The following is a 13931-nucleotide window of genomic DNA, read 5'->3' on the forward strand; positions in this document are numbered from 1 at the left end:
CTCTGGCGCAGGGCTGTTTGGCGCGATAGCTTTCCCGCAACAATTCGGGAGGCATCGCATTGATAACCGTCATTGGCTCCATAAACCTCGATCTGATCGCAAATGTCGGTCGCCTGCCCAAGCCGGGCGAGACGGTTCCGGGCTCTGGCTTCAAGACAGCGCCGGGAGGCAAGGGTGCCAATCAGGCGCTGGCGGCGGCGCGTGCTGGCGCCCCCACGCGCATGATCGGTGCGGTTGGGCGCGACGCGTTTGCCGACGAAGCTTTGGCGCTGCTGCGGCAGGGAGGCGTCGATACATCCCGACTGCGGCAGTCGGCGGCGGCGACCGGTACGGCGCTGATTCTCGTCGATGAGAAGGGAGAGAACATGATCGCGGTTGTGCCCGGCGCGAACGGATCTGTGCTGCCCGGCGATGTTGCGAAGCGACCTTTGGAAGAGGGCGTCGTTCTGCTCCAGCACGAAATTCCGCTGGAAACAGTGGATGCCGCGCTGGAAGCAGCGCGGACAGCGGGAGTGGTTTCGATTCTGAACACTGCGCCGTTTCGTATCGAAGCCGCTGCGATGCTGGAAAAGGCCGACTATGTCGTCGCCAACGAAACCGAGTTCGACCTGTACGCCAAGACGCTGCATTTGAAGGGCGAGACACACACGGAGCTGATGCAGGATTTTGCCACGCGCACGGGACGAACGGTTATCGTGACGCTTGGCGAAGACGGTGTGATTTCCGTCTCGCCACAGGAAATGCTGGAGGTTCCAGCAATGAAGATCGAACCCGTCGATACGGTGGGCGCAGGCGATACGTTCTGCGGTTATCTGGGAGCGGGGCTGCATGATGGGTTGGCGCTGAAGGACGCTTTGCGCCGCGCTTCGGTGGCCGGATCGCTGGCCTGTTTGAAGCCCGGCGCGCAGCCGTCAATACCGCTGGCGCAGGACGTCGATGCGGCGTTGGCGCAGGATTGAGGGTTTATCGAAACGACGGAAGGCTGAGAGCTAAAGCCGACCGAGACGTTCCACCAGCAGTGCAAAGAAGCCATCAGCATCAATGTAGCGCATTACGGTGGCGTTCTTGGCCCTATTGGTGACACCCCACCAGTCAATAACCGTCATGCCCATTGCGAGTTCGGATGCGGTTTCGACCTCGACATTGACCGTGCGGCCCTTGAAAAGTTCGGGCTTCAGCAAATAGGCGATGACGCAAGGATCATGCAGCGGGCCGCCGTCGGTGCCGTATTTTTCCTCATCGAAGCGCTCGAAAAACTCCAGAAGCGCGACGGTGGCGTCACCAACTTTCGTGCCGAGCTTACGAAACGCATCGATGCGACCGCGGGTAGTCAGTGCCTTGTGCGTTACGTCCAGCGGCATGATGACAATCGGGACGCCAGATTTCAGCACGACATCGGCGGCGTGAGGATCGACATAGATGTTGAATTCGGCCGCGGGCGTGACATTGCCACCTTCGAAAAATCCGCCGCCCATCAACACGATTTCCTTGATGCGGGGGGCAATTTTCGGCTCGCGAATGAGCGCCAGCGCGATATTCGTAAGCGGACCGAGCGGGCAGAGCGTGACCGTTCCAGGTTCTTCTCGCATCAAGGTTTCGACGACAAAATCGACGGCGTGTTGCGGTTGTAATTCCATCTTCGGATCGGGAAGGCTGGGGCCGTCCAGGCCGGTCTTGCCGTGCACATATTCGGCAGTGACCAATTGGCGGATGAGCGGGCGCGAAGCACCCGCGAAAACCTTTGTTTCCGATCGTCCCGCAAGTTCGCAGATCTTGCGGGCATTCTTCTCCGTGAGCGCCAAGGGAACGTTGCCGGCAACGGCGGTGAGGCCAAGCACCTCCAATTCCGGGCTTGCGAGCGCCAGCAGGATCGCGATTGCGTCGTCCTGCCCGGGATCGGTGTCGATAATGATTTTACGCGCCATGCAAAGCCTTCCCTTGACTTGAATTCGAGATGCGGACCGACCATATCAACACCCAGGGCTGAAATGCCATCCGGGTTCAGCTTCTATGTCGCTCTATGAGGACAAGATAATGACGCGTATGACAATGTTTTCGTCGCCGCTACTCCTTGGCTTCGATGCGATGGAAAAAACCATCGAACGAGTTGCCAAGAACGGTGATTCCTACCCGCCCTACAACATTGAACGTATCCGTGTTGCTGACGGTGAGCCTGAGCGGCTGCGTCTGGTTTTGGCTGTTGCGGGCTTCACGGACAGCGATCTGGACCTGACGACCGAAGACAATCAGCTGGTCGTGCGCGGCAAGCAAACGGATGAAGAAGAGAGAGAATTTCTGCATCGCGGTATCGCCGCGCGTCAGTTTCAACGCATCTTTGTTCTGGCGGATGGAATGCGCGTGCTGAGCGCTGAACTCAAAAACGGATTGCTGTCGATTGATCTCGACCGACCGCAGCCCGAAAAGCTGGTCAAAAAGATCAGCATCGCTGTGAAGGAATAACCGGTTCTCCCGAGATCACGGGAACCACTTGCTCTGACGCGGGTTGGCTTTGAGCGCCCCGCCAAAAGGAGGCTTGGAAATGACTAGTACTGAAACCGAAATCAATGTCACAGAGGCCCAGCTTGCCCATATCGGCGAGGGTGTAGTGGCCTATCTCCGCGAAATGCCGAGCGAGGAATTGAACGGGAAGTTCCCGACACTTCCAAAGATCGAACCGGGCACGCGCCTCTGGGCGCTGTTTGCCGCCAATGGTCAGCCGATTCTATTGGCCGATGAGCGCGCACGCGCGCTTGCTGGCGCCATGGAAAATGACCTGACCCCGGTTGCCGTGCACTAACGGCAAAGAGAAAGGCGCGATACCCATTGGGCATCGCGCCTTGCCAAAATCCGGAATTCTTAGGCCGCGTGCGGCGTTGCCGTCTCTGAAAGCAATGCATAAATCGCATTGGCATCGCGTGTTCCACGAATCTTCGCGACCGTCTCATTGTCTCGCAAAACGCGCGCTATACGCGAAAGCGCCTTCAAATGATCCGCCCCAGCGCCTTCCGGCGCGAGAAGCAGGAACACAAGATCAACCGGCTGGTCGTCCAGCGCCTCAAAATCGACAGGCGATTCCAGCCGCGCGAACACGCCGACAATCTTCTTAACACCGCTGAGTTTGCCGTGCGGGATGGCGATGCCGTTCCCGACGCCGGTGGAGCCCAGCCGTTCCCGCTGCAGAATGGTGTCAAAGATGACACGTTCCGGCAATTCGGTGACGGCTGCGGCCTTTTCGGCCAGCAACTGCAGGAGTTGCTTCTTTGAGTTCGCTTTCAAGGCCGGCATAATCGCCGAAACCTCGATCAGATCGCTCAAATCCATTCCAGAGTCCTTTGCACTTAGCCCGACCGCTTGGCCGGGACAGGTGTGTTAGCTTCTCAGGGGTTTCAATTACCCGTTGCCCTGGGTCTTGGAGGGATCGATCCAGCCGATATTCCCATCCGCCCTTCGGTAGACAATGTTTACGTGCCCATTCCCCGCATTCCGGAACACGAAAACAGGACTTTCCTTTGTATCGAGTTCGATGACGGCAGAAGCCACGGACATCGTTTTCAATGCCACAGTCGATTCGGCGACAATGGCCGGAGCGAAATCCTCTGGCACTTCCTCGTCTTCATCCACAACAGCGGTCATGACCGTATAGGAAATATCGATCGGCTGACCGTTTGCGTGGTGATTGTGTGATTTAAGCTTGCGCTTGTAGCGACGCAGGCGCTTCTCCAGCCGCTCGGCTGCAGAATCAAAAGCCGCGACCGGCTCCTGTGCATCGCCGGTTGCCTGAAGGCTTATGCCTGTATCCAGATGAATCATGCAGTCGGCGTTGAAACGCGAACTAGCTTTCGTAACGGTGACATGGCCGGAAAAACCTCCGTCGAAATACTTCTCAACCGCGTCGTTAACCTGATTTTCGATGCGCGAACGAAACGCTTCACCGATATCCATTTGCCTGCCGGAAATACGCAATGTCATTTAAGCGAACCTTTATGCTCAGACAACCGTCCGAGGGCACTCTATACCCGTGGTCTGGGGGAACAAGGTTTGCTGCAACGACAAACCGGATTTGATCTTCAAATTTTCTCGTTGATCACGAATGTCGCGCCACCAACGCTTAATTTCCTGTGCCGGGGCCTCTTGCGGGCGGGCTTCTAGACATTCGTCAGGCGATTGTCAATCAAGCCGCCGCTTGCGCCCGCTTTTCCCGCCTTCTCTGCACGGAAGATAGTATATTCATGCCTTCGCGATATTTGGCGACCGTGCGGCGCGCTATATCTACGCCATCCTTGCGCAGGATATCCACAATCGCATCATCTGAAAGTGTTTCATCGCCTTCCTCGCTGATAAGAGCGCGAATGCGATCCCGCACGGCTTCTGAAGAATGGGCCTCGCCACCCTCGGCAGATTGAATCGCTGCCGTAAAGAAGAATCGGAACTCGAACACGCCGCGCGGCGTCGCCATGTATTTATGCGCGGTGACGCGACTCACTGTTGATTCGTGCATTCCGATGGCGTCGGCGACGGTTTTCAGGTTCAGCGGCCTGAGATGGCGGATGCCATACGCCAGGAAGCTATCCTGCTGACGGACAATCTCGGTTGCAACCTTGAGAATCGTCCGTGCGCGCTGATCGAGGCTGCGGGTGAGCCAATTGGCACTCTGCAAACAGTCGGAAATGAATTCGCGCTCTTCGCGGTTGCGGGCGGCGGCGGACACCTCCGTGTAATAAATATTGTCCACCAGAACCTGCGGCAGCGCAGCCGCGTTCAACTCAAGCGCCCAACTGCCATCGCTGTTGGCGCGGACATTGACGTCGGGAACGATGGTATCGACCGATCCGCTCGTAAACGCCAGACCGGGGCGCGGGTCCAGCGCCCTGATTTCCACGACCATCTGGTTCAGGTCTTCCTGATCGACCCCGCAAATGCGAATCAGCGCTCCAAAATCGCGCCGGGCAAGCAGGTCCAGATGGCTGAGCAATTTGGCCATAGCTGGATCATATCGGTCCAGAGCCTTGAGCTGGATGGCAAGGCACTCGGCAAGATCGCGCGCGAAAAGCCCAGCCGGTTCAAACGTTTGGCAGATTGCAAGTGTCCGCTCGACTTCAACCGGATCGACGCCTAGCCGCTCAGCCGTTTCATTTACTTCGGTGCGCAGATAACCGATCTCATCCAGGCTGTCGGTCAAATCCCAGGCGATGGAAGACTGGAGGGGGCTCAAACCCGCGAGGACGATTTGCTCGCCCACATGATGGCGCAAGGTTGGCTGCGAGCGCGCAACGTCTTCCAGATCGAAGTCGTCATAGCTGCCACCGGCTGAGCCAGCGCCGGACTTCCAATTCGCGGCAAGGTCCGGACTGACAGGTTCGCGCGCGTCATTGTCGTCGGGGAACACATTTTCCAGCGATGTGTCGAGCGTGCCAGCCATATCCGCAGTGGCAGGTGGCGCGCCGGTTTCGAACCATTCCTCGTCATCGCGCTCATCGGCCGAGCGCTCCTGCGGCTCGTTATCGGGGCCGTCTTCGGCGTCGCGGCGCTCAAGCAGCGGGTTGCGCTCAATCTCTTGATCTATGAACGCCTCCAATTCGGCATGTGTGAACTGCAGCAGCTTGATGGATTGCATCAACTGCGGCGTCATCACCAGCGACTGCGACTGGCGGAGTTGGAGTTTGGCAGTGAGTGCCACGGGCTTGACTATTACTCCGAACAAAAGACTCCCTGCGCAAGTGCAAGGCGCCCGAAGTCAATCTGGCCCGGATATTGCTTGTCAAGGCCAACACTCGTGGCAAACATCAATTTGCGCTGATTGGATGCCCCATTGCGTTTAATTCGCAATTGAAGGTTGCTGGAAAGTGACCTTTTGGGCGCAAAACGCGAACAGAGCGCAAGATTGCTTAAAGGCTGAAAGCCTCGCCGAGATACAGCCTGCGCACGTCCGGATTGGTAATGATGGCGTCCGGCCTGCCGTGAGTGAGAACCTCACCGGCATGGATAATATAGGCGCGGTCGATGAGGCCGAGCGTCTCGCGCACATTGTGATCGGTGATGAGAACACCGATTCCGCGGGCGGTCAGGTGGCGCACAAGCTGCTGGATGTCGCTGATGGCGATTGGGTCGATGCCGGCGAATGGCTCGTCGAGAAGCATATAATTCGGGCGGCTGGCCAGCGCGCGGGCGATTTCCAGCCTGCGGCGTTCACCGCCGGAGAGCGAAATTGCGGGAGCCTTGCGCAGATGGCTGATGTGGAACTCCTCAAGGAGCGCATCGAGATCTGCCTCACGACGGTCGCGGTTGGGCTCGATGACCTCAAGCACGGCGCGAACATTGGCTTCCACGCTCAGCCCGCGAAAGATCGAGGCTTCTTGCGGCAAATAGCCGACGCCAAGGCGGGCGCGGCGATACATTGGCATTCCGGTTACATCGAAACCGTCGATGCGGATGGTGCCTTCGTCAGAGGGAACCAGCCCTGTGACCATATAGAAGCAGGTAGTCTTGCCGGCGCCGTTAGGGCCGAGCAGGCCAACGGCCTCACCAGCGCGCAAATCGAACGACACGCCGCGCACGACCTGTCTGCCCTTATAGCTTTTGACCAGACCGTTTGCGGTCAGGATTCCTTGCTCGGGGGGCGTGCCATTGGGCCGACCCGCCGGGCCGGTGCGCGCCTGCGTTGCTGCCGCTTCGAATTGGGACATTACTGACTTTGCGATTGTTTCTGCGATCCGGGCTGCATGAGGACGCGTACGCGGCCAGTGCTTTGGCCGCCGCCGCAACCATCTACATTGGCCAGCCCGGTTTTCATCTGAACCGTCAGCTTGCAGCCGACAAGAACATTGGGACCATCCGACAGCACCACTTCCTTGCCGGAAAGGGTCAGCACCTCGGTTTTCATGTCGAACGTGCCGCGGTCGCCGGTCGCGACCTGCGTCTCGGCTTTGACGTAGACTTTACCTTCGACTTCGAGGTGATCGATGTTCGAAGAACCGCCGGTGGCGACATTGGTGTTGCCGTCCTTGATGTAATAGACGGTCATTTTGCCGGCCTTGAGAACGGTTGCGCCCTGCACGACGTTCACATTGCCGGAGAACACGGCCATGCTCTCGGCCTCGTTGACCTCAAGCCGGTCGCTCTCGATCTGGATAGGCTTGTCGCCGGAGAGCTTCAAGCCGGATAGCTGGCTGGCAGAACCGTTCTGCTGCGCAAGCGCGCCGAGCGGAGCAGACGCAGCCACAACGCAAGCAATCGCCGCCATGCGCCAATCGATGCAAAAACCCCTCATATCAGCTCCCGTCCGACTTTTGCAGCGAAGCGTCTTTTGGTTCGACGACCATACGCACGCGCTTGTCAAATACCATACGCTGGCCCTGATCCTGAATGGTCATCGAATCCGCCTGGATGCGAGAACCTCTCAGTTGAATATCAACGGGGAGATCTGATTTCAGATTGCCCTTGGCTATATCGATGTAGGCCGTATCGAGTTTTACCGACATGCCGTCAGTCGTGCTAACCGTCAAGCCGTTTTCGAGTTGGAGCGTATTTGCCTGCTGATCGTAAAAGCCGCGCGCGGCTGCGATGGTGGCGACGTTTTCCTCGTCATAAGGCAGCTTGGCGCTGATGTCCTCAAGCTCGATGAGGCCGGGCTTGGTCAAATCCTGATAGGCTCTGAGCGCCGTCATGGAATAGGGCTTGTTCATCTTGTTAAAGCCTTCGAGCTTCGGGCTCGCCATAACCAGCTTGCCATCGGAGATGGCGGAATCTGCGACGTTGAGGCTCACCTTGGCTGGCGTGACCGCATAGGAATAGGCGAAAAAGCCTGCTGCGATGGCGATTGTCAGAAGCGGGAGCGCGACCTTGAGAAAGGAAACCCGGCGCGAATGGCGCTGGGCGTTGCGGAAGGCGGCAAACTTCTGCGCACCGTCATCCGACGCCACGGGATCAAAAGTCTGCGCTGCTTGTACGCCAGATTTGCTCAGCACGATTACGAATTCCATCTGCCGCCGGTCGGCGCGCCAAAAATGAGGTCAACGGGAAAATTTATCAAAGCGCTCCGCACCCGCTGAAATACCAATATAGAATTTCCTCACCCGCCAAACCACCGGTTTTTTCGATGGGCGGTTCATGTGGTAACAGAAATGCTATTTTCCGCGCGCTCATCCCACGTCAATATGGTGATTTGGTGTTCCAGATTTAAGTGGGCATCCTGCGGAGCCTATTCGCACCTCTGTGTTTACGCTTTGTAAATGTTCGAGTTTTGCGCAGAACAAATGTCAGCAGCGAGATGTCGATATCGTTCTGATTTGAGAGAACAATTATTCTCCATAGACACGCAAGACGAGAATGGGATTTCGCTTTCGCGCAATAAGTTTGATGGATTGCATCTCGATTTTTGCTATTCGCAGCCTAATGTGTCGCCGAACATATGGGAGATAAGCGATGTCCAAGAAAACGCGGGGCCGGGGTAAGGTCTACAGTTCGATTACCGAAACGATTGGCGACACGCCGCTGGTGCGGCTGGACAAGTTTGCCAAGGAAAAGGGAATCGTTGCCAATCTGATCGCCAAGCTTGAGTTTTTCAATCCGATCGCCAGTGTGAAGGACCGCATCGGGGTTTCCATGATCGAAGCGCTGGAAGCCGCGGGCAAGATTACGCCCGGCAAGACCACGCTGATCGAGCCGACTTCCGGCAACACGGGCATTGCGCTTGCATTCGCGGCCGCGGCGAAGGGCTACAAGCTTATCCTGACCATGCCGGAGACGATGTCGGTCGAGCGCCGCAAGATGCTGGCGCTGCTTGGCGCTGAACTTGTGCTGACCGAAGGTCCGAAGGGTATGAAGGGCGCTATCGCCAAGGCTGACGAGCTGGCGCAAACTATCCCGAACGCGATCATACCGCAGCAGTTCGAGAACCCCGCCAACCCGGAAATCCATCGCCAGACCACTGCCGAGGAAATCTGGAACGATACTGATGGCAAGGTCGATATTTTCGTTGCGGGCATCGGCACGGGCGGCACCATTACGGGCGTCGGGCAGGTGCTGAAGAAGCGCAATCCGAAAGTGCAGGTGGTGGCGGTGGAACCGGAAGCCTCGCCGGTGCTTTCGGGCGGTCAGCCGGGTCCGCACAAGATTCAGGGCCTTGGCGCAGGGTTCGCGCCAGCTATCCTGGATACCTCGATCTATGACGAAATCGTCAAGGTTTCCAACGATGACTCGGTTGCCAATGCAAGGCTGGTAGCGCGGCTGGAGGGCGTGCCGGTCGGCATTTCTTCGGGCGCGGCCTTGCAGGCGGCGATCGTTGTTGGCTCGCGTCCCGAGAATGCGGGCAAGAACCTTGTCGTGATTATCCCGTCTTTCGCGGAACGTTATCTTTCAACGGTTCTGTTTGAGGGTCTTGGGGCGTAACTCGCTCCCAGAAAGCAGACACCCGCGCCGGATATGCGAGCGCGGGCGCTGCTGCCTGAGAGTCGGTTTCGGAAAGGGACTGCTTACTGCGCTGTCGAATGTTCGAACGCGCCACCGCAGCGGCGTGCGCAGGCAGGGCCAGGGCCACGCATGTAGTGGCGCTCCGGTCGATAGCTAGGTGCTACGAACTCGCGTATGATTGATGCGCAACGCGCAACCTTTATCCACACAACCATTGCCCGGTCCCCATCGGATGTCCCTTCCGAATATGGAGTGAATTTTTACGGTCAACTGGTGAATCGACCGTGAATCGATTGGGAAGAAAGACGGGCGCAAAGGCCGAATTTGGCCGTTTCAAGCTAATTCTTTTGAGGTAGGCGCACGTCCTCCGGTTGCTGTGCTGAATTGGCAACACCACTCACGCGCGCATTTCCATGGAGTATCGGAACCGACCCAGACCTGTCGCGTTGGGAAACAGGAACGCCGGTGCGCACCCGCCCTTCCGAGGATCTCTCAAAAACAGGAGGCCGCAATGGGCTTTTTCTCAAAAGACATCAAAACGCTGGACGATCTGTTCGTACACACGCTCCGCGACATCTATTATGCGGAGAAGGAAATCAGCAAAGCGCTGCCTGACATGATCGACAAGGCGACAAATCCAATGCTTCGCAAGGGGTTTGAGAAACACCTTGAGGAGACGATGGGCCACATTGCGAATGTGGAGCAGGTTTTCGAGATGCATGGTGTGAAGGCTAAGGCGGTGCGCTGCCCGGCCATCGACGGCATTCTTGAAGAAGCAAACGAGGTGACCGGCGATATTGACGACAAGCAGGTGCTGGATGCGGCGCTGATCGCGGCCGCGCAGGCGGTCGAGCATTATGAGATGACGCGCTACGGCACGCTTATCGAGTGGGCCAAGCAGCTTGGCCGCAGCGACTGTGCTGCCGTTCTCAAGACGAATCTCGATCAGGAAAAGGCAGCGGACCGCAAATTGACGGATCTGGCGGAAAGCAAGATCAATTTGGCTGCTGCGGAGTAAACAAAAGCGAGACGGCGTGGTTTAATCCACGCCGTTTTGCTGCGCGTTAGGAGGGTAGAATGGCGCCGCGTCCAGTCTGGAAGGGATACCTCAAACTATCGCTCGTGACCTGCGCGATAGAACTGTCCAACAGCACCACATATTCCGAGAAGGTTTCGTTTCACGTTTTGAACCGCAAGACGGGCAACCGCGTGAAGCGCATCTATGTGGATTCCGACACCGACAAACCGGTGGAGAATGACGAGCAGGTGAAGGGATATGAGGTTGAGGGCGGCGAATATGTGCTGATGGAGGAGAAGGATTTCGACGCGGTGCGGATCGAATCTTCGGATACCGTCAGTCTCGAAAGCTTTGTCGAGAAAAGCTCGATTGAGCAGATCTATCTGGACACGGCCTATTACGTCGCACCGGGCGACAAGGTTTCAGAAGAGGCGTTTGCGGTGATCCGCGACGCTATGCGCGCGAAGAAGATGGCAGCGCTGGCGCGCATCGTACTGCATCGCCGCGAGCGGCCTGTTGTGGTGGAGCCGTTGGATGACGGCCTGCTGCTGACTACGCTTCGGTATGAAAGCACGGTGCGCAGGCCGGATACGGTGTTCGATGAAATCCGCAAGGTGAAGGTGGACAAGGACATGCTCGACCTTGCCGAGCACATCATCGACAAAAAAAAGGGCAAGTTCGATCCGGCGGCGTTCGAGGACAAATATGAGAACGCGCTGCTGGAGATCATCAAGGCCAAGAAGGCGGGTAAAAAGATTGCCGCACCGAAGAAGGCCGCGAAACCGTCCAACGTGGTCAATCTGTTCGATGCGCTGAAAAAGAGCTTGGCGGAGGACACCGGCGGCGACACGCCAAAAACCAAATCCAAAAAGAGCAAGGCTGCATAGGCCGTGGCCGATCCGCTCCAGACCTATCGCGACAAGCGCGATTTCTCGCAGACCAAAGAGCCGCGCGGGCTGGTTGCGAGCCGCAAGGAAGGCGGCGGCAAATTCGTCATTCACAAGCATGCGGCGACCCGGCTGCATTATGATCTGCGACTTGAGCATGATGGCGTGCTGTGGAGCTGGGCGGTAACGCGGGGCCCGAGTCTCGACCCATCGGAGAAGCGGCTGGCCGTTCATGTCGAGGATCACCCCTACGACTATGGCAGCTTTGAAGGCTCGATTCCGAAAGGCAATTACGGCGCGGGCGAGGTTATCGTCTGGGACGAAGGCACCTGGACGCCGGAAGGCGATCCCGACAAGGGCATGAAGAAGGGGCATATTTCCTTCGAACTCGATGGCCACAAACTGCACGGCGGCTGGCATCTGGTGCGGCTGAAACCGCGCAAGGGCGAAAAGCGCGACAACTGGTTGCTGATCAAGGCAGAGGATTCCGCTGCGCGACCCGATGGCGATATTCTGGAAGATGAGCCGGACTCGGTGGTGTCTGGGTTGAGCATCAAGGACATCGCGGAAGGCAAGGTCCCAAAGCGAGCAAATACAAAGAGCAGACCGGCGGCAGAGATGCCGGACTTCGTGCCACCTTGTCTCGCGACACTCAAGACCAGCGCGCCCGAAGGCAAGGACTGGCTGCATGAAGTGAAGTTCGACGGCTACCGGATGCAGGCCCACATCGAGAATGGAAAGGTCAAACTGCTGACGCGAACCGGGTTGGACTGGACCGAGAAATTCGGTAGCGCGCTCGAAAAGGCGCTGGCAGCGCTCGATTGCGAGAATGCTATTCTGGACGGCGAGGTGGTAGCGCTGGATGAAAGCGGCGGCACGTCTTTCGCCAATCTGCAGCAGGCGCTTTCGACCGGCGATACGGAAGCGCTGAGCTATTATCTGTTCGACGCGATGTGGCTGAACGGCGAAGATCTGCGCAAGGAACCGCTGATCGAACGCAAGGCGAAGCTGAAAGAATTGCTTGGGCCTGACGAGGCGGACACGCCGCTGCGTTATAGCGACCATTTCGTGCAGCCGGGCAGTATCATGCTCAAACATGCGTGTCGGCTGGGGCTGGAAGGCGTTGTGTCCAAGCAGGCGGATGCGCCTTACATCGGCGGTCGCGCGGCGGTGTGGATCAAATCCAAATGCACACAGCGGCAGGAATTTATCATTGTCGGATATTTGGCGTCTGAGAAGACAGGCCGCGGGCTGCGCTCGCTGCTGGTGGGTTATAATGAGAAGGGCAAGCTGAAATATGCCGGTCGTGTCGGGACCGGTTTCACTGTAAAGTCCGGCGATGAGTTGCTTGGCAGGTTGAAGCCGCTGATTTCTGACAAGCCGGGATTTGCGGGCGAGGGCAGCCGGCAACGCGGCGCGATCTGGGTGAAGCCCGAACTCGTGGCCGAGATCGAGTTTCGCGCCTGGACGCAGGATGGCATTCTGCGCCACGCTTCCTATCAGGGATTGCGCGACGACAAGCCTGCTGCTGAGGTGGTTGAGGAAAAGCCTGTTGGCGATGCGCCGAAACAGCGGTCAGCGAAGGTGAAAACATCGGTGAAACTCTCAAGCCCCGACAAGGTGCTTTGGCCGGACGAAGGCGTGACCAAGCAGGATTTGCTGGAGTATTATTCCGTTGTCTGGCCGCGTATGGAGCGCTTTGTCGTGGAGCGTCCGCTGAGCCTCGTGCGCGCGCCCGACGGCATCGACAAGCAGCGCTTTTTCCAGAAGCATGCGTCGAAAGGCATGGATAGCGCGATTGGCGTGGTGAAGGACGCGAAAGACGGCGAAGAATTGCTGTTCATCCGCGACTTTGACGGGCTGGCGGCGCTGGTGCAACTCGGCGTCGTGGAAGTGCATATCTGGGGCAGCACGATTGCCGAAATCGAAAAGCCGGACCAGATCATTTTCGACCTCGACCCCGACGAGGGGCTTTCGATGGATGATGTGCTGGCTGCGACATTGGATGTGCGCGCGCGGCTGGACGAGCTTGGCCTGCCGAATTTTGTGAAGCCATCGGGCGGCAAGGGCTATCATGTTCTGGTGCCGCTGAAGCCTTCCGCCAAATGGGATGCGGTGAAAGAATTCGCGCACACGTTTGCCAAGGCGATGGAGCAATCCGCGCCGGAGAAATACACCGCGACGCTTTCCAAGGCGGCGCGCAAGGGGCGCATATTCATCGACTATCTGCGCAACGGTCGTGGCTCGACGACGGTCGCGCCCTATTCCTCGCGGGCCAAGAAGGGTGCGACGGCTTCGCTGCCGGTGCCGTGGTCCGATGTCGAAAACGGCCTGCCGCCGAACGCATTTTCCATGACGGATATGGCCGAGATCGAAAAGCGGATGAAAGCCGCTGATCCGTGGAAGGGGTTCTTCGAGGCAGGCAAGAAACTGCCGGGTTGAGCCTGTCGCGCTCAACACGAGCCTATATCATTTCGCCTCCGTTATGAAATTGTCACCAAGGGGCCGTATTTATCACATTCGCCCCTTTGGTGACCGGGGAGTTCAAAAACCGTATAGGAAACGGCCACTCCCGTCTTTAAGCCGAAGCTCTGGACATGCACGGGAGTCTCCCCGGC

At 57.8% G+C, this 13931-nt stretch carries 14 protein-coding genes; 7 read left to right on the forward strand and 7 right to left on the reverse strand.

The features are described 5' to 3' along the window. Positions 1–59 precede the first annotated feature (59 nt). Positions 60–959 carry a ribokinase gene (locus DY251_RS00745; protein ID WP_116621930.1) on the forward strand — a complete coding sequence of 300 codons (900 nt, stop codon included), beginning with the start codon at positions 60–62 and terminating at the stop codon, positions 957–959. Between the two features lie 30 nt (positions 960–989). On the opposite strand, the gene DY251_RS00750 is transcribed toward DY251_RS00745, so the two are convergent. Further along, positions 990–1925: a nucleoside hydrolase gene (locus tag DY251_RS00750; protein WP_116621931.1), complete on the reverse strand. Its 936-nt coding sequence runs from the start codon at positions 1923–1925 to the stop codon at positions 990–992. 109 nt (positions 1926–2034) lie between these two features. On the opposite strand from DY251_RS00750, the gene DY251_RS00755 reads away from it, so the two are divergent. Both DY251_RS00755 and DY251_RS00760 read left to right on the forward strand, forming a co-directional pair. Continuing rightward, on the forward strand, positions 2035–2460 hold the full coding sequence (locus DY251_RS00755; protein ID WP_116622267.1) for an Hsp20 family protein: 426 nt from the start codon (positions 2035–2037) through the stop codon (positions 2458–2460). Positions 2461–2539: 79 nt separating this feature from the next. Further along, positions 2540–2797 (forward strand): BQ00720 family protein, encoded by a 258-nt coding sequence (locus tag DY251_RS00760; RefSeq protein ID WP_116621932.1) that lies wholly within the window; start codon positions 2540–2542, stop codon positions 2795–2797. A 59-nt stretch (positions 2798–2856) separates the two neighbouring features. Here DY251_RS00760 and ptsN read toward each other — a convergent pair whose 3' ends face one another. The 6 genes from ptsN to lptC all read right to left on the reverse strand — a co-directional run bounded on the left by ptsN (position 2857) and on the right by lptC (position 7964). Next, complete coding sequence (gene ptsN, locus DY251_RS00765; protein WP_116621933.1) at positions 2857–3321, reverse strand: PTS IIA-like nitrogen regulatory protein PtsN; 465 nt, start codon at positions 3319–3321, stop codon at positions 2857–2859. A gap of 69 nt (positions 3322–3390) precedes the next feature. Further along, positions 3391–3969 carry a ribosome hibernation-promoting factor, HPF/YfiA family gene (gene hpf, locus DY251_RS00770; protein WP_116621934.1) on the reverse strand — a complete coding sequence of 193 codons (579 nt, stop codon included), beginning with the start codon at positions 3967–3969 and terminating at the stop codon, positions 3391–3393. A 202-nt stretch (positions 3970–4171) separates the two neighbouring features. Beyond that, on the reverse strand, positions 4172–5677 hold the full coding sequence (gene rpoN / locus DY251_RS00775; RefSeq protein ID WP_116621935.1) for an RNA polymerase factor sigma-54: 1506 nt from the start codon (positions 5675–5677) through the stop codon (positions 4172–4174). A 208-nt stretch (positions 5678–5885) separates the two neighbouring features. Continuing rightward, a complete protein-coding gene (lptB, locus tag DY251_RS00780) occupies positions 5886–6683 on the reverse strand; it encodes an LPS export ABC transporter ATP-binding protein (RefSeq protein ID WP_116621936.1) in 798 nt (265 codons plus the stop codon). After that, a complete protein-coding gene (locus DY251_RS00785; protein WP_116621937.1) occupies positions 6683–7267 on the reverse strand; it encodes an LptA/OstA family protein in 585 nt (194 codons plus the stop codon). Before DY251_RS00785 ends, lptB begins: the two co-directional genes overlap by 1 nt. Before the next feature lies 1 nt (position 7268). After that, a complete protein-coding gene (gene lptC / locus DY251_RS00790) occupies positions 7269–7964 on the reverse strand; it encodes an LPS export ABC transporter periplasmic protein LptC (RefSeq protein ID WP_158553200.1) in 696 nt (231 codons plus the stop codon). Between the two features lie 457 nt (positions 7965–8421). Between lptC and cysK the strand changes: the two genes are divergently transcribed. The 4 genes from cysK (at position 8422) to ligD (ending at position 13755) form a co-directional block, all read left to right on the forward strand. After that, positions 8422–9387 (forward strand): cysteine synthase A, encoded by a 966-nt coding sequence (gene cysK / locus DY251_RS00795; RefSeq protein WP_116621939.1) that lies wholly within the window; start codon positions 8422–8424, stop codon positions 9385–9387. Positions 9388–9919: 532 nt separating this feature from the next. Beyond that, positions 9920–10426 (forward strand): YciE/YciF ferroxidase family protein, encoded by a 507-nt coding sequence (locus DY251_RS00800; protein WP_116621940.1) that lies wholly within the window; start codon positions 9920–9922, stop codon positions 10424–10426. A 59-nt stretch (positions 10427–10485) separates the two neighbouring features. After that, entirely contained in the window at positions 10486–11313 is an 828-nt protein-coding gene (gene ku, locus DY251_RS00805; protein ID WP_116621941.1) for a non-homologous end joining protein Ku, read from the forward strand. A gap of 3 nt (positions 11314–11316) precedes the next feature. Next, entirely contained in the window at positions 11317–13755 is a 2439-nt protein-coding gene (ligD, locus tag DY251_RS00810) for a DNA ligase D (protein WP_116621942.1), read from the forward strand. Positions 13756–13931 lie beyond the last annotated feature (176 nt).

The organism is Mesorhizobium denitrificans (assembly GCF_003403035.1).
Classification (GTDB): domain Bacteria; phylum Pseudomonadota; class Alphaproteobacteria; order Rhizobiales; family Rhizobiaceae; genus Mesorhizobium_G; species Mesorhizobium_G denitrificans.